Origin of the sequence: Streptomyces sp. NPDC079141, assembly GCF_040686775.1 — a bacterium.
Taxonomy (GTDB): domain Bacteria; phylum Actinomycetota; class Actinomycetes; order Streptomycetales; family Streptomycetaceae; genus Streptomyces.
This window is the reverse complement of sequence record NZ_JBFBLP010000001.1, coordinates 528590-551554: the sequence shown is the minus strand read 5'-3', so window position 1 is coordinate 551554 and position 22965 is coordinate 528590. Positions and strand designations below refer to the sequence as shown.

Sequence of the window (22965 nt, the reverse complement as noted above, 5' to 3'; positions counted from 1 at the left end):
GCATCGCTGTGAAACGATTCAAGACGGGAAGCTATGAGCCGTCCGCAGGGGTGTCAAGCCCTGCGGCCCAGGCTGATGCTCGTGACTCTGCCGTGACCTTCGTTCATCGAAATTTTTTCGATACGAACCCATTGACGTGACATGCGCTCCGTGCCTAACGTCCCGGCAACCAAGTTGAAACCTTTCACGACGTCGAGAGGGCCGTCCCGCCGACGTCGTCGAGGAGCCCCCATGACCCACCCGTCCACCACGGGTCCGGCCCCGGTTCTTGCGCTCAGGGACATTTCGAAGTCCTTCGGCGCGGTCCGCGCCCTGCGGGACGTCTCCCTGGAGCTGTTTCCCGGGGAGGTGCACGCCCTCGCCGGAGAGAACGGCGCGGGCAAGTCGACCCTGATCAAGACACTCGCCGGAGTGCACCGGCCGGACACCGGCCACGTGCTGCTCGACGGCGCGCCCGTCGTCTTCCACGGCCCCGGCGACGCCCGCGACGCCGGTATCGCCGTGATCTACCAGGAGCCGACCCTCTTCCCCGACCTGTCGATCGCCGAGAACATCTTCATGGGCCGCCAGCCGCGGCGCGTCCTCGGCCGCATCGACCACAAGGCCACGCACCGGGCGACCCTGGCCCTGATGCAGCGCCTCGGCGTCGAACTCGACCCCGACCGCCCGGCGCGCGGCCTGTCCATCGCCGACCAGCAGATCGTGGAGATCGCCAAGGCGCTCTCCTTCGACGCGCGGGTCCTGATCATGGACGAGCCCACCGCCGCCCTCACCGGCAGCGAGGTGGCCCGTCTCTTCGGCGTCGTGCGCACCCTGCGCGAACAGGGCGCCGCCGTTCTGTTCATCTCCCACCGGCTGGAGGAGATCTTCCAGATCTGCCAGCGGGTGACCACCCTGCGCGACGGCGCCTGGATCGCCAGTGAGCCGCTGGACGGCATGACCGAGGACGATCTGGTCCGCCGGATGGTCGGCCGCGACCTCGACGAGCTCTACCCCAAGCAGGACGTGAAGCCGGGCGAGGTGGCCCTGAGCGTGCGCCGGCTGACCCGCGAGGGCGTTTTCACCGATGTCTCCTTCGAGGTCCGCCGCGGCGAGATCGTCGGCCTCGCCGGACTCGTCGGCGCCGGCCGCACCGAGGTCGCCCGGGCCGTGTTCGGCATCGACCGCTGGGACGCCGGCGAGGTCTCCGTGGACGGCAAGGCCCTGGTCAACGGAGCCCCCTCCACCGCGATGGCCTCCGGGCTCGCCCTGGTCCCCGAGGACCGGCGCGCCCAGGGCCTGGTGATGGACATGTCCATCGAGCGCAACATCGGCCTCACCGGACTGCGTACGACCGTCAAGGCGGGCCTGATGGACCGCGGCGCCGAACGCAGCCGCTCCCTCGACTGGGCCGTCAAGCTCCAGGTGAAGTACGCGCGGATCGCCGACACCGTCAACACGCTGTCCGGCGGCAACCAGCAGAAGGTCGTCCTCGCCAAGTGGCTCGCCACCGGCCCCAAGGTGCTGATCGTCGACGAGCCCACGCGCGGCATCGACGTCGGCACCAAGGCGGAGGTCCACCGGCTGCTGTCCCAGCTCGCCGCCGACGGCGTCGCCGTCCTGATGATCTCCTCCGACCTGCCCGAGATCCTCGGCATGGCCGACCGCGTGCTGGTGATGCACGAGGGCCGGCTCACCGCCGAGATCGCGCGCTCCGAAGCCACCGAGGAAACCGTGATGGCCGCAGCCACCGGGAGGGCCGCCGCATGACGGTGACCACCCCTCAGCAAGCCCCCGTCGCCGAGGTGCCCAAGGCCGGTGCCACCCGGCTCGTCGACCGTGTCTTCAAGATGCGCGAACTGGCCATCCTGATCGTCTTCCTGGTGATGATCGCCGTCACCCAGGCGGGCAACAGCGAGTTCCTGTCCGAACAGGGCATCAAGGACCTGCTGCTCAACGCGACCATCCTGGTGCTCGTCGCCACCGGCCAGTCCCTCGTCGTCATCACCCGCAATGTCGACCTGTCCGTCGGCTCCACGCTCGGCATCAGCGCCTTCGCGGCCGGCACCTACCTCCAGGGCGGCGGCAACTCCGTCGTGGCGGTCCTCCTCGCGGTCCTGATGGGCATCGGCTTCGGCCTCCTGAACGGCCTGCTCGTCAGCCTCGGCCAGGTGCCCGCGCTCGTGGTCACCCTCGGCACGCTCTACATCATCCGCGGCATCGACTCGATCTGGGTCGGCTCGCGGCAGATCACGGCGGCCGACCTCCCGGACGGCTTCGTCGACTTCGGCTCCGGAGGCATCTCGGCCGTACCGTGGCTGGCGCTGATCGCCCTGGCCGTCCTGGTGGCCACCGCCTACTACCTCAAGCACTACGGCAGCGGCCGCGAGCTGTACGCCCTCGGCTCCAACCCGGAGGCCGCCCGCCTCGCCGGCATCCCGGTGCGCCGACGGATCCTGGCCGCCTACACCTTCTGCGGCGCGCTGGCCGGACTCGCGGGCGCCATGTACCTGGCCCGCTTCGGCAACGTCGACTCCGGCACCGGCAACGGCTACGAACTCACCGTCGTCAGTGCGGTCGTGGTGGGCGGTGTCGTCTTCACCGGCGGCTCCGGCAGCGTCTACGGCGCGGCGCTCGGCGCGCTGCTGCTGACCTCCATCAACAGCGTGCTGCCCGCCCTCGGCGTCAGCTCCGTCTGGGTGCTCGCCATCAACGGCATCCTGCTCATCCTCGCCATCGCGGTCGACCGGATCGTCGCGCTGCGCGTGGCCACCGCCCTGAAGAAGAGGAACGCCCGCCATGGCTGACTTCTCGCTGAGCCGAGCCATCCGCTGGGACACGGTCGTCGGCGCGCTTCTGATCGTCGTGCTCCTGCTGTCCTTCGGCACGGTCGACGGTTTCGGAAACGCTTTCAACCTGTCGTTCCTGATCGGCAGCACCCTTCCGATCGCTCTGATCGCCCTGCCCATGACCCTTCTGGTCGTCTCGGGCGAAATCGATCTCTCGGTCGCCTCCACGGCCGGTCTGTCCGGCGCCGTGATGGGCGCCCTGTGGAACCAGGGCATGACGATCGAGACGATCATTCCGATCTGTCTGCTGCTCGGTGTGGTCTGCGGACTGATCAACGGCCTGCTGGTGACCAAGCTGGGCCTGCCGTCCCTCGCCGTCACCATCGGCACCCTCGCCGCCTACCGGGGCATCGCACAGATCGTGCTCGGCTCCGACGCGGTGACCGACTTCCCCACCCAGTACCTGGACTTCGCGGCCGGACGCATCGGCGACACCTTCATCCCGTACGCCCTGCTGCCCTTCCTGGTGCTGCTCGCCATCGCCGTGGTCGCCCTGCACGCCACCCCGTTCGGCCGGTCGCTGTTCGCTATCGGTGCCAGCGAGGAGGCGGCCCGGTTCGCCGGCATCCGGGTCAAGCGGCAGAAGCTGATCCTGTTCACGGTGACCGGCCTGATGGCCTCCCTCACCGGCATCTTCTGGGCCCTGCACTACGCCAGCGCCCGCTACGACAACGCCACCGGACTCGAACTCTCCGTCGTCGCGGCCGTACTGCTCGGCGGTATCGACTTCGACGGCGGCAAGGGGACGCTCGGCGGCGCGATCGCCGGTGTCTTCCTCCTCGGTGCGCTCCAGAACGTGATGAGCCTCCAGGACGTCTCCGCCCAGTCGCAGATCGTCGTCACCGGCGTCCTGCTCGTCCTGTCCGTGCTCGGCCCCCGGGTCGCACGACAGATCGCCGTCGCCAGGGCCGGCCGCAGGGCAGCCGCGGCACCGGTGTCCAAGACGCCCGAGCCCACCCCGTAGCACCCCCCTCCGTCACTCCGCCCCATAAGGAAGAGCCGTCATGCGCAAGTCATCCCTCCGCCGTGCCTGTGTGGCCGTAGCCGCTGTCTCCGCCCTCTCCCTCGCCGCGACCGCCTGCGGTGGCACCACCAAGGAGGACGTGAAGAACGAGGGCGCCTCGGCCGCCTCGGGCGGCAAGGCCGACCCCAACGCCGAACTGAAGAAGGGCCTGACCGTCGGCTTCCTGCCCAAGCAGGTCAACAACCCCTACTTCACCTCCGCCGACAAGGGCGGCGAGACCGCGCTGAAGGAGCTGGGCTCCAGCTACAAGGAGGTCGGCCCGTCCAGCGCCACCGACACCGCAGGACAGGTCTCCTACGTCAACACGCTCACCCAGCAGCAGGTCGACGCGATGGCCGTCTCCGCGCAGGACCCGGGCGCCCTGTGCACCGCGCTCAAGCAGGCCATGAGCAACGACATCAAGGTCGTCACCTACGACTCCGACACCAAGCCGGAGTGCCGCAACGCCTTCGTCTCGCAGGCCTCCGCCGAGGACCTGGGCCGCACCGAGGTGCAGCTGCTCGCCGAACAGATCGACTACAAGGGCGAGATCGCGATCCTGTCCGCCGCGCAGACCGCGACGAACCAGAACATCTGGATCGACTTCATGGAGGACGAGCTCAAGGACCCGAAGTACAAGGACATCAAGCTCGTCAAGGTCGCCTACGGCAACGACGACGCCCAGCAGTCCTTCCAGCAGACCCAGGGCCTGCTCCAGGAGTACCCGAACCTGAAGGGGATCATCTCCCCGACCACCGTCGGCATCAAGGCCGCCGCCCAGTACCTCTCGGGCTCCAAGTACAAGGGCAAGGTCAAGCTGACCGGCCTCGGCACCCCCAACGACATGCGCAAGTACGTCAAGAACGGCACCGTCGAGGCGTTCGAGCTGTGGGACCCGGCCAAGCTCGGCGAGCTCGCCGCGCGCACCTCGGTCGCGCTGGTCTCCGGGCAGATCACCGGCAAGGAGGGTGAGACCTTCACCGCCGGCGACATGGGCGAGTACACGATCGGCAAGGACGGCGTGATCAGCCTCGGCAAGCCGACCGTGTTCAACGCCGAGAACATCGACCAGTTCAACTTCTAGTTCAGGAGCGGTACTTCATGCAGCGCGTCTGTTTCCTCCTCAAGGTCCGCGAGGACCGGCTCGCCGAGTACCGCGAACGCCATGCCGCCGTGTGGCCGGAGATGCTCCAAGCGCTCTCGGCCACCGGCTGGCACAACTACTCGCTCTTCCTGCGCGACGACGGCCTGCTCGTCGGCTACCTGGAGACCGAGGACTTCCAGGCCGCCCTCGCCGGCATGGAGGCCACCGAGGTCAACGCCCGCTGGCAGGCCGAGATGTCCCCGTTCTTCGAATCCCTCGACGGGGCCCGCCCCGACGAATCGATGAAGCCGCTCACCGAAGTGTTCCACCTCGCCTGACCCTCCCCATCAGGACCAACTGGAGCCGCACTATGAGAAGACGCACGCTGCTGGCAGGTGCCGTCGTGACCGCCATGTCCACCTCCGCCGTCACCGGCGGCACCGCCCGCGCGGCCGACCCCGGCCCCTCGGTGACGCAGACCGGCAGCACCACGCTTGACAGCCAGGCCCTCTTCTTCGTGTCGTACGACGGCCTGGTCAACAACAACTCGTTCCAGAAGAACGGCCTGTTGACCTACAAGGGCTACCAGTACGCCGTCTGGTACACCGCCGACCGCAACGCCGTCGTGGGCCGCCGCGCGCTCGGCGCGAGCACATGGTCGACGGTCCAGGTCGGCCACACGCTGCGCTACAACGACTCCCACAACGTCATCTCCATGGGCGTCTCCAAGGTCGATGGCCGGCTCCACCTCAACATGGACTCCCACAGTGACGGCTTCACCTACGTCAAGTCCGTCGCCGGGCTCATGGACAACCCGGCCGGACTGAGCTGGACCGCAAGCCGGTTCGGCGCCCCGCAGTCCACGCTGGACGGTCTGACGCTCACAAGCCAGTTCACCTACCCCCAGTTCATCTCCACCCCCGAGGGCAGGCTCCAGCTCAGCTACCGGGTCGCCGTCTCCGGCAACGGCCGCAACGCGCTTGCGGAGTACGACGGTTCGGCCTGGACCGCGCTCGGCGAATGGTCCAGCTCCACCGGCACCTACACCAGCGAGCACGGCTCCTCGACGGCCCGCAACATGTACCTGCACGGCATCGACTACGACAAGAACGGCCGACTGCACTCGTTCTTCACCTGGCGCGAGCAGAACGGCGCCGTGATGTGCAGCAGCGGCGGCATCACCAACCACGACACCGGCTACGTCTACTCCGACGACCGCGGCCGCACCTGGCGCAACAACGCCGGCACACTGGTGGGCACCACCGGCGGCTCCGACAAGGTCGCCGTCACCGACAGCGGCCTGGTGATCGACCCGCTGAACCCGGACCACTCCCTGATGAACCAGGAGAGCCAGTTCACCGACTCCACCGGCCTGCCGCACGCGATCATCTCCTACGTCCCCGGCCGCTTCGGCCAGTGCACCACGAACTACGTGACCGACCGCACCACCAACGGCCGCGCCTTCCACGTACGGAAGAACTCCTCCGGCGCCTGGCAGAAGACCGAGATCCCGGTCCCGCTCAACTCCAGCCAGCGCACCAAGCTGATCCTGGACAAGTACGACAACGCCTACGCGATCTTCCCCTTCGGCCGGATTGCCGGGGCCTCCAAGGCCTCCGGCTACACGGACTGGACGCTGCTGTACGACGGCAGCGGGCTGAACGCCTTCGGTGAGGTCGTCGTCGACGAGACCCGCATCGCGCAGGACAACGTCCTGTCGGTGATGTACCAGGTGAAGTCCACCGGTACGACACCGTCGGCGCTGCATGTAGTCGACTTCCGGCTCCCCGCCTGACCGATGCCGTTGTGGGGCGGCCTGACGGTAATGTGAAGGCCTCCCGCCGCCCCTCGTTCTCCTGGAGGTTCCTGCCTTATGGCCCAGTCGGTGGGTATCAAGGACGTCGCCCGCGCCGCCGGAGTCTCCGTCGGCACGGTGTCGAACGTCATCAACCGTCCGGACTCGGTCGCCACCGAGACCCGGGCGCGGGTGCTGTCCGCGATCGACCGGCTGGGCTATGTCCGCAGCGAGTCCGCGCGGCAGCTGCGCGCGGGCCGCAGCCGGATCATGGGGCTGCTCGTGCTCGACATGGGCAACCCCTTCTTCGTCGACGTGGCGCGCGGCGCCGAGCGGGCCGCGCGCGAGGCCGGGCTCGGTGTGATGGTCTGCAACAGCGCACAGAACCCGGGGGAGGAGGCCGAGTACCTCTCGCTCTTCGCCGAGCAGCGGGTCCGCGGCGTCCTGCTCACCCCCGCCGACGCCACCGGCCGCAACATCGAGACGTTCCGGCGCCACAACATCCCCTTCGTCCTCGTCGACCGGGTCGCCGAGGGCACCACCGAGTGCTCGGTCTCCGTCGACGACGTCGCGGGCGGCGCGCTGGCCGTCCGCCACCTGGTCGACCTCGGGCACCGCTCCATCGCGTACGTCAGCGGCCCGCCCGGCTTCAACCAGGTGCGCGACCGCCGCACCGGCGCCCTGAACGCCCTCGCCGAGGCGGGCCTGGGCCCCGAGGTGCTGCGCGAGCTGCCCACCGAGCGGCTCGACGTCGCCGCCGGCCGGGACGCCGGCGCCCGCCTCCTCGGCCTCGCCGACCGCCCTACCGCCGTGTTCTGCGCCAACGACCTGCTCGCCCTCGGCGTCCTGCAGGCCATGTACGCCGCCGGCATAAGCGTCCCCGACGACCTCGCCATCGTCGGCTACGACGACATCGAGTTCGCCGCCGCCGCGGCCGTCCCGCTCACCTCGGTCCGGCAGCCCGCCGTCACCATGGGCGCCCTGGCCGCGGAGCTGCTGCTGGAGGAGACGGAGGAGGAGAGCGGCGTGAACGGCGGACGGGGACACGAGCACCGGCGGGTCGTGCTCCAGCCCGAGCTGGTGGTGCGGCGCTCCAGCCTGTCCGCCCGCTGATCCGGCGTTCAGTACGATTTCATGATCCCGGGGATCGGATATCGGACGGACATGTGCTGAACTGGGACGCGCCTTGAACATCCGTCCGTCCCGGGAGCCCTGTTGACCGCGACCTACCGCCAGCCCGGCGTCGTCCTCACCGACCGCACCTTCACCGTGCCCCTCGACCACGACGACCCGGCGGGGGAGACGATCGAGCTCTACGCCCGTGAGGTCGTCGCCTCCGACCGGGCGCGCCAGAACCTGCCGTGGCTGGTCTACCTCCAGGGCGGCCCCGGCTTCGGGGCGAACCGTTTCGTCGGCAGGCCGGCCTGGCTCGGCCGCGCCCTGAAGGAGTACCGGGTCCTCCTCCTCGACCAGCGCGGCACCGGCCACTCCAGCCCCGCCAACCGCCAGACGCTCCCGCTGCGCGGCGGCCCCGCCGAGCAGGCCGACTATCTGACCCGCTTCCGCGCCGACTCGATCGTCCGCGACTGCGAGGCCATCCGCCCCGAGCTCACCGGCGGCGCCCCCTGGACCGTCCTCGGCCAGAGCTTCGGCGGCTTCTGCACGGTCAACTACCTCTCCACCGCCCCCGAGGGCCTCACCGCCGCGATCGTCACCGGCGGCCTGCCCTCGCTCGACGCCCACGCCGACGACGTCTACCGGGCCGCCTACCCCCGTATCGAGCGCAAGGTCACCGCCCACTACGCCCGCTACCCGCAGGACGTCGAGCGGGCCCGCCGGATCGCCGACCACCTGCTGAGCCACGAGGTGGTGCTGCCCAACGGCTACCGGCTCACCGCCGAGGCCTTCCAGTCCCTCGGGATCCTCCTCGGCGGCGGCGAGGGCAGCCACCGTCTGCACTTCCTGCTGGAGAACGCCTTCGTCCGCACCCCGCAGGGCATGCGGCTCTCCGACGCCTTCCAGGAAGAGGTCCAGGGCCTGCTGTCGTACGCCGGCCACCCGCTCTACGCCCTCGTGCATGAGGCGATCTACGGCCAGGACGCCCGCCCCACCGCCTGGTCCGCCGAGCGTGTGCGCGCCGAGTTCCCGCAGTTCGACGCCGCCAAGGCGCTGGCCGGAGACGGTCCGCTGCTGTTCACCGGCGAGTCGATCCACCCGTGGATGTTCGACTGCGACCCGGCGCTGCGCCCGCTGCGCGAGACCGCCGAACTCCTCGCCGCCCGCACCGACTGGACCCCCCTGTACGACCCGGCCCGGCTCGCCGCCAACGAGGTCCCGGTCGCGGCGGCCGTCTACCACGACGACATGTACGTCGACACGGCCCACTCGCTCACCACCGCCCGCACGATCCGCGGTCTGCGCACCTGGGTCACCGACGAGTTCGAGCACGACGGCGTCCGCGCGGGCGGCCCGCGCGTGCTGGACCGCCTGCTGGGACTGGCGCGTGACGAAATGTAAGGTCCTCGCCCATCCCTCGAACTAGTCTGCGGGCATGAGCGATCCGAAGATCACGCAACTCCAGCCCATGCCCGACGACTGGCACCGCGCGCTCGCGGTCGTGGCACACCCGGACGACCTGGAGTACGGCTGCTCGGCCGCGATCGCCGCCTGGACGGACGCGGGCCGCGAGGTCTCCTACGTCCTGGTGTCCCGGGGCGAGGCGGGCATCGACACCCTGGAGCCCGCGAAGTGCGGCCCGCTGCGTGAGCAGGAGCAGCGGGCCAGCGCTGCGGTCGTCGGCGTCTCGGAAGTGGAGTTCCTCGACCACCGCGACGGTGTGATCGAGTACGGCACCGCCCTGCGCCGTGACATCGCCGCCGCGATCCGGCGCCACCGGCCCGAGCTGGTCATCACCCTCAACCACCGGGACACCTGGGGCGGCGTCGCCTGGAACACCCCCGACCACGTCGCGGTCGGACGCGCCACCCTGGACGCGGCGGCCGACGCCGGCAACCGGTGGATCTTCCCCGAACTCATCGAGCAGGGCCTCGCCCCCTGGAACGGCGTCCGCTGGGTCGCCGTCGCCGGCTCCAGCACGCCCACTCACGCCGTGGACGCCGCACCCGGTCTGGAGCGCGCGGTGCGCTCACTGCTCGAACACCGCACCTACATCGAGGCGTTGACCGACGAGGACCCCGAGACCTACGTCCGGGGCTTCCTGAGCGCGCACGCCGAGCAGACGGGGCAGCGGTTCGGCGGGAAGCCGGCCGTGTCGTTCGAGGTGTTCGCCCGCTGACCCGGCAGGCTCAGGCGGCCACGGCCAGCTGCCCGAGCGTGCGGTCCGGGGCCACCACCCGCCCGTCGGGGAGGAGTTCACCGGTGTCGTCGAAGGCGATGGTGCCGTTGCACAGCAGGTTCCAGCCCTGTTCGGGGTGGGACGCGACGATGGCGGCGGCGTGGTGGTCGGGGCTGTCGGCGGTGGGGCAGGCGGGCCGGTGGCTGCACATGGCGTCTCTCCTCGGTCGTACGGCTCCAGCTTCTGTCGGGTCGTACTCCAGTGGTAGCCGAGCTAGTTTTCCGTTGTATGAGGGGACCCCCACAGGGCCGGAAACTCATCGGTGAGTTTCCGGCCGTAGGCTTTTCGTCATGCAAGATCACACGACCGCCCAAACCGACCTGCGCGGCGACTGCCAGAACTGCTTCGGGCTGTGCTGTGTCGCCCTGCCCTTCGCCGCGTCCGCCGACTTCGCGGTCGACAAGAAGGCCGGGACGCCCTGCCGGAACCTCCAGGACGACCACCGCTGCTCCCTCCACGCCCGGCTCCGCCAGGAGGGCTTCACCGGCTGCACGGTCTACGACTGCTTCGGTGCCGGTCAGCGGGTCTCGCAGGTCACCTTCGGCGGCCAGGACTGGCGGACCGGCCCACGGGAGCACGCCCGCGCCATGTTCGACGTCTTCCCGGTCGTCCGTCAGCTCCACGAACTGCTCTGGTACCTCACCGAGGCGCTCACCCTGCCCGCCGCCCGCCCGGTCCACGCCGAGCTGCGCCGGATGCTGGAGAAGACCGAGGAACTCGCCGGCCGCACGCCGGAGGAACTGGGCGCGCTGGACGTGGCCGCCCACCGGCAGGAGGTCAACGTGCTCCTGCTGAAGTCCAGCGAACTGACGCGGGCCGGTATCCGTGGCCGTAAGAAGGACCGCAGGGGCGCCGATCTCATGGGTGCCCGCCTCAAGGGCGCGGACCTGCGCGGGGTGAGCCTGCGTGGCGCCTATCTGATCGCCGCCGACCTGACCGGCGCCGATCTGCGGGGCGCCGACCTCATCGGGGCGGACCTGCGCGACGCCGACCTCACGGACGCCGATCTGACCGGGGCGTTCTTCCTCACCCAGCCGCAGCTCAACGCGGCCCGGGGCAGCGCCGGGACCCGGCTGCCCGGGTCACTCACCCGGCCCGCGCACTGGACAGCGCAGCTCCTCTGACGCGGGCTCGTCGGCCGAAGTGGGGGAGCACCGGGCGAGGCTCAGGAGCAGCCCTTCGGGCATCGGCGTCAGCTGCTCGATCAGGTGTGGCCGGTCTGCGGGTCGGGAGTCGGCCCCGGCGCCGTGCGGCTCGGAGAGCCGGCCGACCGCTTCATTCGCCCAGCCCGCGCACGGGACAGCGCGGCTCTGACGCGGGTTCGTCGGCCGTGGCCCTGGCCGGGCCGGAGGGGCGGCGGCGCTTGAGCCCCAGGCGCAGCCCCTCGGGCATCAGCGTCAGCCGTTCGGTCACGCGCAGCCGGTACTCCGGGTCGGGCAGCAGCTCGTAGCGGCGCAGCAGCAGGCCGAGCACGAGGGTGGCCTCGTGCAGGGCGAACTGGCGCCCGATGCACGCCCGGGCCCCGGTGCCGAACGGCTTGAACACGTGCGGCGGACGGGACCGCACCGCCTTGGGGTCGAAGCGGTCGGGGTCGAAGCGTTCGGCGTCCTCGCCCCAGACCTCCGGATCGCGGTGCAGCATCGGCGTGAGCACCAGCGCCCAGGCACCGCGCCGCATCGGGTGCTCCCCGGCCAGGACCGTGTCCCCGCGGGCCTCCCGGGCGAAGGCGGGCGCGGTCGGCCACAGCCGCAGCGACTCGTCCAGCACCCGGCGCAGATAGCGCAGTTTGGCCACCTGGTCGTAGCCGGGCCGAGCCGTGTCGCCCCAGACGCGGTCCACCTCGGCGCGGGCCCGCGCCGCGACCTCCGGGTGCCGGGCGAGGTAGTACAGGGCGAAGGACAGCGCGCCCGAGGTGGTCTCGTGGCCCGCCACCAGGAAAGTGATGACCTGGTGCCGGACGTTCTGTGCCGACAGCCGCTCCCCGGTCTCGGGGTGGGCCGTCTCCAGCATCCGGTCCAGCAGGTCGCCGTCGCCGCTCTTCGTACGGCGCTCGCGGACCAGGTCGTCGACCGTGCGGTTGAGATAGGCGATGTCGGCGTCGTTGCGCCGGGCGGCCCCGCGCAGCAGGAACGGCACCGGCACGGTGTTCAGCCGTTGCGCGTGGGCGAGCGTGCCCACCATCGCGGTCACGAAGGGGTGCGGCCGGGCCCGCTCGAAGGAGCCGAAGTCGTGGCCGAAGCCCGTGCGGGCGATCGTCTCCAGGGTCAGCTTGGTCATGTCGCCGGGCACGTCCACGGTCCGGCCCGTGGCGAGCGCGCCGTCCCAGTGGGCGGTCAGCCGTTCCGCCACGTCCAGCATCATCGAGTGATAGCCCTCCATGGCCTCCCGGCTGAACCCCGGCGCCAGGACGTCGTGCGCGAGCTGCCAGTTGGGCTCGTGGTTGTACGCCGTGAACAGGGCGTCCCCGACGACCGGGCGCAGATTGGCGATGCCGAGGCCCACATGCTTGGCGAACCGCGTCTCGTCGGCGAGGTCGGCCGTGAGACCGGCACCCCACACGAACACGAACTCCTTGTTGAACGCCCTGCGCCGGAAGATCGGGCCGAGCAGGCGGGCGTAGCGGAGGGAGTCCTGGAGCGGCCTGGTCCTGCTCGCGCCCAGGATGTCGCCGAGCAGCGGGAGCCGGCGCGGCGGATGCGGAATGCGGTGCAGCTCGGGCCAGCCCTGTTCGGCGCTGCGGAATCCCCTCGGCAGCGCGGCCTGGGTCGTCGTCTCCGCCATGACGCGATCTCCCTTGATCCTGCGGCAGGTTGAGCCTTTTTGTACGTGGGTTCAATAGCGGGTTTCAGTCTGGTCCGCTCGTTGAATCGACGTCAAGTAAGGTGCGGGCATGAGCGCGAACCAGGGGGAGCGCACCCGGCGCAGACTCAGCACCGAAGAACGCCGGGAGCAGCTGCTCGCGGTCGGGGCCCGGCTGTTCTCGGAGAGCCCGTACGACGAGGTGTGGATCGAGCAGGTCGCCGAGATCGCCGGTGTCTCGCGCGGGCTGCTCTACCACTACTTCCCGACCAAGCGGGACTTCTTCGCGGCGGTCGTCGAGCGCGAGAGCGAGCGCATGCTGCGGCTGACCGCCGCCGTGCCCGGCGTTCCGGTGCGCGAGCAGCTCACCGCGAGCCTCGACACCTACCTGGAGTACGTCGAGGCGCACGCGCACGGCTTCCGCGCCTTCCATCGCGCCGACGCGGCCGGCGACCAGGCCGTGCGCAAGGTCTACCAGCGGGCCCTGGCCGCGCAGGAACAGCAGATCCTGGCGGCGCTTGCGGCCGACCCCGAGTTCGGCGCGGTCCTGGAGGAGCGTCCCGACGTACGGCTGGCGGTGCGCGGCTGGCTGGCGTTCACCACGGCCGTCTGCCTGGAGTGGCTGCGCGGTTTCGATCTGACCCGCGAGCAGGTGCGCGAGCTGTGCGCGCGGGCGCTGCTCGGGGTCATCTCACGCTGAAGGCCCGGTAAAGGCTCCGTAGAACTCCGCACATCGGGGGCACAGGTTGGAGGTGCCGGTTGGCGTGCGCCCCGATCTTCGATAGGTTAGGCAAGGCTTACCTAAGGGAGGTACGGAATGGGTGACACCCAGAGCTGGACGGCCGCGCCTGCCGCGGCGGAGCGGGCCCGGTCGGTGCTCGCCGCCGCATGGTCCTGCGCGGTGACCGCGGAGGGCGGCCGGGAGGAGTTCGTCGGCGCGCACTCCGTGGCCGAGGACGGCAGGGTGCTCCTGGACGTGCCCGAGGACAGCGCCCTCGTCACGGCGGCGATCTGCGCGCCCCGCGGAGAGCCGACCGCCGTACTGGAGTTCGCGGACGTCGCGCCCGTCCCCGTACGCAACCGGATCCGCGCCCGCCTGTGGCTGGCCGGCTGGTTCGCCGCCGAGGAGGGCCGGCTCGCCTTCCAGCCCACGCGCGTGGTGCTGCGCCGCCCGGACGGCGCCGTGGTCGTCGACCTCGACGAGTTCGCCGCTGCCGAGCCCGACCCGCTGACCCTGGCCGAGGCCCGGCTGCTGACCCACCTCGCCGACTGCCACTCCGACGCCGTCGAGCGGCTCACCCGGCTCGTCGAACCCGACAGCCTGCACGGCGCGGTGCGCGTCCAGCCCCTCGCCGTCGACCGGCACGGACTGACGCTGCGCATCGAACGCGCCCGCGCCCACGGCGACGTACGGCTGCCCTTCCACCGGCCCGCCGACGACGTCGCACAGCTCACCGAGCGCATGCACGTCCTGCTCGCCCAGGCCAGCGCCGCCTCCTGCCCCCGCGCCCTACAGCGGCAGCGCACAGACGGCGACGGGTGACGCGAACGGTTCGCCCGCCAGGCGCAGTTCACCGCTCGCGTCGTCGACGTGGAAGACACTCACGGTGCTCGACCGCTGGTTGGCGGCGAACAGCAGCCCGCCGTCCGGCGAGAAGGCGATCTGCCGCGGGAAGTCACCGGCCACCGGCACCGTGTCGAGGAGCCTGAGCCGGGCGCCGTCCGCCTCCACCGCGTACCGGGTGAGGCTGTTGTGGCCCCGGTTGGCGAGATAGGCGTAGGCGCCGTTGGACGTCACCAGGAGCTGCGCCGGGTAACTGGTGCCCGAACCGGTGCCCGTGGACTGCGCGTCGCCGACGGTCAGCCGGCCGGTGTCGGGGTCGTAGGCGCAGACGGCGACGGTGTTGTCGACCTCGTTGGCGAGGTACGCGAACCGGCCGCCGGGATGGAAGGTCAGATGGCGCGGACCGGCGCCCGGCCGGGTCTGCGCCCGGGAGACCTCGGTGAGCGTGCCCTTCGCCTCGTCGAGGCGGTAGGTGTACACGGTGTCCGTGCCCAGGTCGACCGCGAGGACGTGGCCGCCGTCCGGGCTCGTGACGAACTGATGGGCGTGCGGGCCCTGTTGACCGGGCCCCGGCGCGGGAGACGTGTGCGTGACCAGGTCGGTGCGCTCCCCGAGCGCGCCCGAGTCCGTGACGGGGTGCACGGCCACGCTGCCGGAGGCGTAGTTCGCGCTGAGCAGCCAGCGCCCGCCCGGATGAACCGACAGATGACACGGCGCGCCGCCGCCGGTGCCCCGGCTGCCCAGCACCTTGCGGTCGGCGAGCCGGACCGCGGTGACGGCGCCGTCCGCGCGCTCGTCGACCGCGTACAGGGTGCGGCCGTCCGGATGCAGCGCCAGATACGACGGGTCGCCCATGCCGGTGAGCGTGCCCGCCCCGGTGACACGCCCCGTGCCGGGGTCGTAGGAGGCCAGCCCGATGCCCCGGCCGCCGCCCTCGACCGAGGTGTAGGTGCCGAGGTAGAGCGGGCGCGGTCCGGAGGGTCTGCGGGCCGCGCGCGTGGGGCTCACGCTCGCCTCGGCAGGCGTCGAATCCGCCGGAGCCGGGGCGTCGTCGCAGGCCGTCGCCGCCGGGAGGGCCACCGCGGCGGCCGTCCCCGCGAGGGTGCCGACGAAACGGCGCCTGCTCACGCCTGCACTGCCCATGTCCACACCTCGGGTCGTCCCTCGTCGCTGTCGCGACAGCCACCCTCGCGTGGATCACCCGGCCGGTGCAACCGAGGGACTACCAGTCACCGTCCTCCACCGGCTTGCCCGGCGCGTCCTTGAGCTGCTTCACCTGGCCCGGCGCGGGCTGCTGCCAGGGCTCGTGGTCGTCCCCGATCCAGTCGCCCACCGGCTTCACACCCTCCAGGGCGTCCGTGGGCGCCAGATCCTGCGCCTCGTCGTCGTAGTAGTCGTACCAGGGCAGCCCCGCGCGCGTGTACGCCGCCCGGTTCACGGGGGACGGAGGCGGCTCCTCGCCGGTGATACGGCGCCACTCCGGGGGCGTCACCAGGTGGACGAAGACCCGGCCGGCCGGTGTGTCGGCCCAGTCCGTCGCCGGGCGGTCGTCCCGGTAGACCTCCTGGCGCATCGAACCGCCGACGCCCAGGCCCATCGCGGGGGCGGACCGGGGGCGGCCGCCGGGCGCGGCCGCTGCCGGGGCGGGCGCCGACATCGGCATGATGGCGCCGTAGCTCCCCGTCGCGGTGACCGACCGCTGCCGCTCGGCCAGGCGCCGCTGCTCCTCACGCCAGCGCTCCCGCGCCTCGTCGGTCAGCGGGAACGACTGGAGCTGCACCCCGCCCCACACCTCCTCGCCGGTGACCTGCCCCTCCACGGTGGCCCCGAGGCCCAGCGGCACGGCCACGAACTGGCGGACCGTCCCCTTGCCGGAGTTGATGCCGTCCAGCCACGGCTGGCGCGGCAGCACCACATAGTTCTGCGGGTCCCGGGTCAGCCGGTCGCTCCACGGCCTGCCCGAGACCGCGCACACCTTGCCCACACCGACCTGGAGGGCGGCGGGCTCGGCGCTGCCCGCGAAACTCAGCCACATCGCCTCGCGCAGATACATCGGCAGCAGCACACCGCCGCGCGCCCGCCACGCCTCGGGCACGGTGTCCGGGAAGTCGGCCACCCGCCGCACCGGGAACTCACCGAGCCCGGGCGGCAGCGGATGCGTGCCGCTCTCGGGCAGCCGCAGGGTGCGGACGAACCGCACCGCCACACCGCCCGGCAACCGCAGGGTGTTCCCGTCGATCCGTACGCCCTCGCCGCTCATCCGCACGCCCCCTTGCTCCGTGGTGACTTCGTCACCTAGAACGACGCGCGGCGGCGAGACGGTTCCGGCGCAGCCGCTCGGGCACGCGGATGTTCTCCCGCAGCCGGGTCAGCCGGGGCATGCGCTCACGCTGCTCGCGCGAGACACGGTCGAGCTCCTCCAGCAGACGGCGGGAGCGGTGCTCGGTGTCCATCTCGTCCAGGATGCGGTTGACCTCGGTCAGCACCGCGCCGTGCAGCTGCCACTGGCGGGCGTCGCGCTGAACCTCCTCCAGCAGCAGCTGGGCGAGCTTGTCGCGGGTCGCGGCGGCCTGGCGCAGCTCGGTGGCGAGCCGCTCCTCCGCGGACTCCGCGCTCCGGCTGGCATGGGCGGTGACCAGGACCGCGAAGCTCACCATGGCGTCCGCGATCTCGGACAGCAGCTGCTCCACCGCGGCGCCCGTCCGGTCGGGGAACAGCGGGTCGGGGTCGCGTTCCTTCGCCAGGTCGGTCAGGGTGCGGGCGAGTACCCGCAGCACGACCATGCAGATCTCCAGGGTGTCCAGGCCGGTGCGCAGCACCACCCGGTGCAGCAGGCCCTCGCGCACCCTGGGATTGAGCCGCAGACTGTCCTCCGCCTGCCGCAGCGCCGCGTCCACCTCGACGATGTCGTGGTCGAGGCGGCGCGCCTCGTGCAACCGGGCCGCGGCGCGCTCCACGGGCGTACGGCCCGCGGCCTCCTCGCCCATGCTCAGCATCAGCTGCCGCATCCGGCGGGCCAGCCCCTCGATGGACTCGCCCGCCTCGCCCACCCACACCGGCGGCGCCAGGAGCAGGTTGCAGGCGAGCCCGACGACCGCGCCGATCAGGGTCTCCAGCACCCGCGCCCAGGCGGTGTCCCCGACGGTCGTCACGCCGAGCACCAGCATCGCGCTGATCGCCACCTCGGGCACGTACTCGTCGACCCGCACCAGATGGCCGACGGCCAGCGAGGCCACGATCAGCAGCGCCAGGCTCCACCAGGTCAGACCCACCAGCAGACTGAAGGCGATGGCGACGAGAACCCCGGCCACCACGGAGTTCACCCGGCGCACGCCGTTGGTGAGCGTGGCGTAGAGGGTGACCTGGACGACCAGCAGCGCGGTCAGCGGCGCGGTGAGCGGCGCCGCCTCGGGACTCAGCCGCAGCGCGATGACGTACGCGACCGTCGCGGCGACCGCGGACCGCATCGTCTGGACGACCACCGGGTCCCGCCTGAGCTTTGCCGCCCACGCGCGGAATTCCTGCCACTCCTGTACGTCTCGCATCCTCGCGATGTTCCCCTCTCATGCGGAACGCAAGTGTCCGCATGAAGGCTCAGGTTGATCGACAACGGGATCCCTGGCAAGGGGCGGGGACGGAGGTCCTCACACGTACAGTTTGTCCAGGAAAGCCATGAGATTTCCTGTTGTGCGGGCGATCTGCTCCTCCAGCGTGAGGCTCTCCTCGATCCGCGGGCCGCTCTCCGGGACCTTCTTGCCGCGCAGATAGAGCGAACAGGCCAGGTCGGCGCACATGTACAGGCCGACCGAGTTGCCCTCGCGGCCCGCCGTGCCCGTCTTGCGGGCGGTCATCAGGGAGACGCCGCCGCGCGGATGGGACGTCAGGCAGAGTGAGCACATGCTGTACCGCAGCAGGCTGCGCTGCGGGGGCGGAAAGCGCAGCGTGATGCCGACCTCCTGCCCCTCCCGCTCGGCCACCAGGTGACTGCGGTCCGGTGCGCCCGGATCCCGCCACCCCAGGAAGTCCAGATCGTCCCAAGGGCGTGCGTCGAGATCCCTGGGCACATAAAGACGTTTGGCCTCCCCCTTCGAGCAGTTGATGAACGACTTGCGGATGTCCTGCTCGGTGAGTGGTCTCATGGGGGGCTCCCGGGATAAGCGAGACGGCAAAACCTAGGGACACTAGGTATGTGGCTAGGCTAAGCAGCTTCATGGGGGAGAGGCCAGTGAATTTCGGCGACATCGGATCCACGCGCGCGCGGGCGGCCGTACACCACGTCGCGGCCTCGTCCCACGGACCGGAAATGCCGCCCGTTCAAGTACAGATCCTGATGCTCATGCGTGCTCAGCAGCAGTTGCAGCCGGACAGAGGCTAGCGAAGATCGCGATCCGCTCTCGGGAACGTCTGGTTCAGCTGCGGCCCCGTGGAGATGTGCTGGTGTGCCGGACGCTGCACTGTTCACCGCGGGACAGGTGGTCCGCCTGCCGTGAGATTCGACAGAGGCACGCACACGAGAGCGGCCAGGGCGTTGCCCGTGCTCCGGTGGGCAGGACACAATCACCGTCCATGCAGGGGGCATTGACGGCCGAGCGGTGGATACGGAGGACGGCATGGGGCAGCCCATTCTGGTGCGGGCAGGGGGCACCGAGTTCTATGCGGAGGTGTCAGACGGCGGCGGTCCACAGCCGGTCGGGTTGGGGGACGCGCTGTCCTTCGACGGCGTACGCGACATGATCGAGGCCGTGGGTGGGCATCTGTCCGCCGCATGGGAGAGCGCCAAGCCCGCCGAGGCCACCGTGAGCTTCGGCGTCAACCTGTCGACCAAGACCGGAAAGCTCTCCGGGCTCTTGGTCGAAGGCGGCGGCTCGGCGTCCTTGGAGATCACCCTGACCTGGAAGTACGACACCGACGGCGCCGCAGCGTCGTGACCATGGGCGGGTCCGCGCACACCGACGGGGATCGCGAACTGCGGCGCCACGTCGTGAAAGTGGTCGGCGAGGCCGGGAGAACCCTCGGCACCGGCTTCTTCGCCGCGCCCGGCCTGGTGCTCACCGCAGCCCATGTCGTGGGGGACGAGCAGGTCGTGGAGTTGGTCGCGGCAGCCGCCGCGTACGAGACGACGCACGAGGGGAGGTCCGACAAGGAGCACGAGCTGAAGCTGAGTGCGCGCGTCGTTGCCCGGTCCCGGCCGCGCACCGAGGGCGCGCTGTGGCCCTTCCCCGATCTGGCGGTGCTGCGCATCACGACGGTCCCGCTGCCCGAGCACCCGTGTGTCCGCCTCGCCCCGACCGACCCGGACCCCGAGCGGGACTGCCGGACTTGGGGGTTCGCACGTCGCGAGTACGGGATCGAGCCCCATGGCTCACCCGCGACCTTCCGCTGCGAAGGCGTCGAGGGGGATGGCAGCCTCCGGTTGAAGGGCGGGCAGGCGAGCCCGGGCTTGTCCGGAGCGCCGCTGGTGTGCCCGCGCAGCCGCGCCGTGGTCGCCGTGATCACCGCATCGCGTGACATCGACGGCGATCTCGGCGGTTGGGCGACCCCCATCTCCGCCCTCCTGCCCGGCACGCACCCCGAGAACGAACTGGCTGCCTGGGGCGGAGAGTTGCTCACCCGCAACGAAGAGACGTTCCTCGCCGACCGCGCCTCCTGGAACCGTGTCCTGCCCATGCGCGATCACCCCGGGCACACCGCCCTGAGTCGCCCCTGGGGAACCTTCAATCGCGGCCCCAGGACCAGCCCCGCCGATCTCCTGCGTGCCGACTACGGCATCGTGCCGTACGCCTTCCGCGACGACGTACTCGCCGACATCGAGCGCTGGTGCGAACAACCGCAGGCCATCGCTCTGGCCCAGGTGGCGGCGCCTGGCGGGGCCGGAAAGACCCGCTTCGCCCTGGAGCTGGCACGGTGCACCCTCGCACGCGGCTGGGTCAGCGGACTGTGGACCCGCGAACGGGACGCCGGCGCCCTCGCGGCCCTCGCTCTGCCCCGACTGGTGATCGTCGACTACGCGGAGGCCGTCGACACGGCGTCCCTGTGCGGCTTGTTGGAGATCCTGAGCGCCCACGCGTCACCCGCGGCCCCGGTACGTGTCCTGCTGCTCACTCGAGGGCAGGGCGCATCGGCGCGGGCACCCCTGACGCGCCTCGACGAGGACGCCCCGGCCGCGCTGCGCGCCGTCGTCGACCACGCCGAGGACATCACGGCCGCCGTGCGCCCACTCGACCCCGAGGAACGCGCGACACTCCACGACCGCGCCGTCCACGCCTTCGCCGAAGCCTGGGGCGTCACTCTGCCGACACTCGACACCGCCCGCCCCGACCTGACGGGCGATGCGTACGCGCGCCCCTTGGATGTGCTCTTCGAGGCGTACGACACCGTCCTCGGGGGTGGATCGGGTGGCAACCGAGTACCCGGCGTGGAGAGGGTGTTGAGCCACGAGCGCCGCTACTGGGACACCACCGCGCCGGCCGTTCCCGGACTCGGAGACGCGGCACGGCGCCGGGCCGTCGCGGCCGCCACGCTCGCTGCGGCGGCCGACGGAACACAGGCCCACGCCCTGCTCGCCGCCGCCCTCCCGGACCTCGGGATCGACGACCGGCAGACGGTCGTGGACTGGCTCGCCGACGCCTACACCGGCGACGCCCTGCTCAACCCACTGCGCCCCGACCGACTCGGCGAGGCATTCCTGGCGCGCGAGTTGGCGCAGGAGCAGCGTGCCGGGGCCGTGTCAGGGGCGCGTACGCCGCTGCTCGAAGCGGTGCTTGGGCTCCCGCATGACACTCAAGTTGCCCACGCCCTGGACGTGTTGGCGCGACTCGCCGCATCAACGCCCACGGCCATCGCGGCCATCGCGCGCGCCCTGACCGCACGACTGCCCGACCTGGTCGAGCGGGCCACGACGGCCGCGCAGGGCACCGCCCGGCACCCCGCGCGCCCCGAACTCGCCGGGAGTCTGCTGCGCTGCCTGGACGGACCGGTGCTCGCCGAGACGGCCGCCGGTGTCGAGGGCGGCGACCTCGCGCACGCCTGCCTCCGCCTCGGCGACCTGGCACGGTCGACCGGCGGCGGGCGCGTGGGCGAGGCGCTGTACGAGCGCGCCCGTGACCTGCACGAGGAAAGCGCCGATATGTACCCGACGCGCCAGACGCACCCCGAACTGGTCGCTGTGTACGGCAGGTTGGGGGACACGGCACGCGCCCGAGGCGATTTCCGCCAGGCCGCCGAACGGCACCGGCAGGCCCTGCGGCACGTCGAGAAACTCCTCGCCGCCGACCCGACCGACCGGACCTTCCTGCGCGCGGCGGCCGTCTCGCACGACCGACTCGGCGAACTCGCCCGCCTGGCCCGGGACTGGGACGAAAGCGAGCGCCGCTACCGCCGTTCCCTCGGCATTCTGCGGACCATGGCGGAGCCTGGAGCGCAGCCCGAGGAGGAAGCCCGGCAACTCCAACGGGACACCGGCGTGGCGTACAACCGCCTGGGCGATCTCCTGCGCGGCCGGGGCCGTATCGCCGAGGCGCTGGCCCACCACGGCCACGCCCTGTCCATCACCGAGACCCTGCTCGCCGGCTCCCCCGACGACGCCGTACTCCGGCGCGATCTCGCCGTCGGTCACGGCAGACTCGGTGAACTCCACCGCGAACAGGGCGATCTCGACCGTGCGGAGCGGCGCTTCGGTCAATCCCTGCGGATTCGCGAGGAGTTAGCGCGCCACGAGCCGGCGAACGCCACGTACCGGCGCGATCTCGCCCTCGGGTGCGCACGACTCGCCGAATTGGCGGCCGAACGCGCCGACGCACAGCGCGCCCGCGAGCTGTACCGCCGAAGTCTCACACTCTCCGAGGAGCTGGCCGACGGCGAGCCCGACAACGTGGTCTATCAGCGGGACGTGGAGGTGGTGCGCCAGCACCTCACCACCCTGGCGGCGAAGGCCGATCGGCAGGATCGACAATCCCTCACGATGGGTCAGTTGATGTCCACCCTCGCGGAATGCGCAGGCGAGGACGACAGCATCGACCTGGACGACGCCGACATCACCGACGTGACTTTCGACGAAATCGGCTACGACTCCCTGGCACTGCTCCAGGTCGCCGGTAGGCTGGAGCGTGAGTACGGCGTGACCCTCGACGAGAAGGATCTCGTCGACGCCGACACCCCCGGTCGATTCCTGAGCCTGGTGAACAGGACGATCCGCTCCGAGCACGACACGGAGATATCCGACCACGCGGCGACCCAACTCCCGCCCACGGAGCGCGAGATCCAGTCCTGGCTCGCCGCCCGCATCACCCACCACACCGGCATCGGGGCAGTGGCCATCCTGCCCGAGGTGCTCGTCAACGAGATCGACGGCTTCGACTCGGTGGTGTTCACCAAGCTGTTGGACGACATCGAGAAGACCTACGGCGTCTATCTGCCCTTCAGTATGAGCTGGGTGACCACCACCACACTGCAGCGCCTCGCCCAACGCCTCACCGCCGCCGTCACCGACGCCCACCCGGCGACCACTGCCTAGGCGACGTCCCTGGTGGTCGTCGCCC

The 22965-nt window shown here is 71.0% G+C and carries 20 protein-coding genes; 14 read left to right on the top strand and 6 right to left on the bottom strand.

The window, feature by feature from the left end:
- Positions 1-231: 231 nt before the first annotated feature.
- The 9 genes from AB0Q90_RS02545 to AB0Q90_RS02505 all read left to right on the top strand — a co-directional run bounded on the left by AB0Q90_RS02545 (position 232) and on the right by AB0Q90_RS02505 (position 10005).
- Positions 232-1749, top strand: coding sequence for a sugar ABC transporter ATP-binding protein (locus tag AB0Q90_RS02545; protein WP_363162600.1), 1518 nt, complete (start codon positions 232-234; stop codon positions 1747-1749).
- Positions 1746-2786 (top strand): ABC transporter permease, encoded by a 1041-nt coding sequence (locus AB0Q90_RS02540; protein ID WP_363162601.1) that lies wholly within the window; start codon positions 1746-1748, stop codon positions 2784-2786. The genes AB0Q90_RS02545 and AB0Q90_RS02540 overlap by 4 nt, the downstream gene beginning before the upstream one ends.
- Positions 2779-3792 carry an ABC transporter permease gene (locus tag AB0Q90_RS02535; RefSeq protein ID WP_363162602.1) on the top strand — a complete coding sequence of 338 codons (1014 nt, stop codon included), beginning with the start codon at positions 2779-2781 and terminating at the stop codon, positions 3790-3792. Before AB0Q90_RS02540 ends, AB0Q90_RS02535 begins: the two co-directional genes overlap by 8 nt.
- Before the next feature lie 40 nt (positions 3793-3832).
- Positions 3833-4915 (top strand): rhamnose ABC transporter substrate-binding protein, encoded by a 1083-nt coding sequence (gene rhaS / locus AB0Q90_RS02530; protein ID WP_363162603.1) that lies wholly within the window; start codon positions 3833-3835, stop codon positions 4913-4915.
- Positions 4916-4932: 17 nt separating this feature from the next.
- Positions 4933-5253 (top strand): L-rhamnose mutarotase, encoded by a 321-nt coding sequence (locus AB0Q90_RS02525; RefSeq protein WP_363162604.1) that lies wholly within the window; start codon positions 4933-4935, stop codon positions 5251-5253.
- Between the two features lie 32 nt (positions 5254-5285).
- Complete coding sequence (locus AB0Q90_RS02520; RefSeq protein WP_363162605.1) at positions 5286-6710, top strand: BNR repeat-containing protein; 1425 nt, start codon at positions 5286-5288, stop codon at positions 6708-6710.
- A 78-nt stretch (positions 6711-6788) separates the two neighbouring features.
- Entirely contained in the window at positions 6789-7823 is a 1035-nt protein-coding gene (locus AB0Q90_RS02515; protein ID WP_363162606.1) for a LacI family DNA-binding transcriptional regulator, read from the top strand.
- A gap of 102 nt (positions 7824-7925) precedes the next feature.
- The gene (locus tag AB0Q90_RS02510; RefSeq protein WP_363162607.1) at positions 7926-9227 is read left to right on the top strand and encodes an alpha/beta fold hydrolase; all 1302 of its coding nucleotides are present in this window, start codon (positions 7926-7928) and stop codon (positions 9225-9227) included.
- Between the two features lie 34 nt (positions 9228-9261).
- Positions 9262-10005: a PIG-L deacetylase family protein gene (locus tag AB0Q90_RS02505; RefSeq protein WP_363162608.1), complete on the top strand. Its 744-nt coding sequence runs from the start codon at positions 9262-9264 to the stop codon at positions 10003-10005.
- 10 nt (positions 10006-10015) lie between these two features.
- On the opposite strand, the gene AB0Q90_RS02500 is transcribed toward AB0Q90_RS02505, so the two are convergent.
- A complete protein-coding gene (locus AB0Q90_RS02500; protein WP_363162609.1) occupies positions 10016-10216 on the bottom strand; it encodes a DUF5999 family protein in 201 nt (66 codons plus the stop codon).
- 139 nt (positions 10217-10355) lie between these two features.
- On the opposite strand from AB0Q90_RS02500, the gene AB0Q90_RS02495 reads away from it, so the two are divergent.
- Complete coding sequence (locus tag AB0Q90_RS02495; RefSeq protein WP_363162610.1) at positions 10356-11189, top strand: pentapeptide repeat-containing protein; 834 nt, start codon at positions 10356-10358, stop codon at positions 11187-11189.
- Positions 11190-11340: 151 nt separating this feature from the next.
- On the opposite strand, the gene AB0Q90_RS02490 is transcribed toward AB0Q90_RS02495, so the two are convergent.
- Complete coding sequence (locus AB0Q90_RS02490; RefSeq protein ID WP_363162611.1) at positions 11341-12846, bottom strand: cytochrome P450; 1506 nt, start codon at positions 12844-12846, stop codon at positions 11341-11343.
- A gap of 109 nt (positions 12847-12955) precedes the next feature.
- Between AB0Q90_RS02490 and AB0Q90_RS02485 the strand changes: the two genes are divergently transcribed.
- Together AB0Q90_RS02485 and AB0Q90_RS02480 are read left to right on the top strand one after the other, a co-directional pair.
- Positions 12956-13564, top strand: a complete 609-nt coding sequence (locus tag AB0Q90_RS02485) for a TetR/AcrR family transcriptional regulator (RefSeq protein WP_363162612.1) — start codon at positions 12956-12958, stop codon at positions 13562-13564.
- A 117-nt stretch (positions 13565-13681) separates the two neighbouring features.
- Positions 13682-14407, top strand: coding sequence for a DUF2470 domain-containing protein (locus AB0Q90_RS02480; protein ID WP_363162613.1), 726 nt, complete (start codon positions 13682-13684; stop codon positions 14405-14407).
- Here the strand turns inward: AB0Q90_RS02480 and AB0Q90_RS02475 are convergent.
- From AB0Q90_RS02475 to AB0Q90_RS02460, 4 genes are all read right to left on the bottom strand, one after another.
- A complete protein-coding gene (locus AB0Q90_RS02475) occupies positions 14375-15571 on the bottom strand; it encodes a lactonase family protein (protein ID WP_363162614.1) in 1197 nt (398 codons plus the stop codon). The two genes, AB0Q90_RS02480 and AB0Q90_RS02475, sit on opposite strands and share 33 nt — an antisense overlap.
- Positions 15572-15650: 79 nt before the next feature.
- On the bottom strand, positions 15651-16688 hold the full coding sequence (locus AB0Q90_RS02470) for a hypothetical protein (RefSeq protein WP_363162615.1): 1038 nt from the start codon (positions 16686-16688) through the stop codon (positions 15651-15653).
- A gap of 31 nt (positions 16689-16719) precedes the next feature.
- Entirely contained in the window at positions 16720-17973 is a 1254-nt protein-coding gene (locus AB0Q90_RS02465) for an aromatic acid exporter family protein (protein WP_363162616.1), read from the bottom strand.
- 99 nt (positions 17974-18072) lie between these two features.
- On the bottom strand, positions 18073-18567 hold the full coding sequence (locus AB0Q90_RS02460; RefSeq protein WP_363162617.1) for an FBP domain-containing protein: 495 nt from the start codon (positions 18565-18567) through the stop codon (positions 18073-18075).
- A 471-nt stretch (positions 18568-19038) separates the two neighbouring features.
- On the opposite strand from AB0Q90_RS02460, the gene AB0Q90_RS02455 reads away from it, so the two are divergent.
- Both AB0Q90_RS02455 and AB0Q90_RS02450 read left to right on the top strand, forming a co-directional pair.
- Positions 19039-19356 carry a CU044_2847 family protein gene (locus tag AB0Q90_RS02455; protein ID WP_180291909.1) on the top strand — a complete coding sequence of 106 codons (318 nt, stop codon included), beginning with the start codon at positions 19039-19041 and terminating at the stop codon, positions 19354-19356.
- A 2-nt stretch (positions 19357-19358) separates the two neighbouring features.
- Complete coding sequence (locus AB0Q90_RS02450; RefSeq protein ID WP_363162618.1) at positions 19359-22940, top strand: phosphopantetheine-binding protein; 3582 nt, start codon at positions 19359-19361, stop codon at positions 22938-22940.
- Positions 22941-22965: the final 25 nt, after the last annotated feature.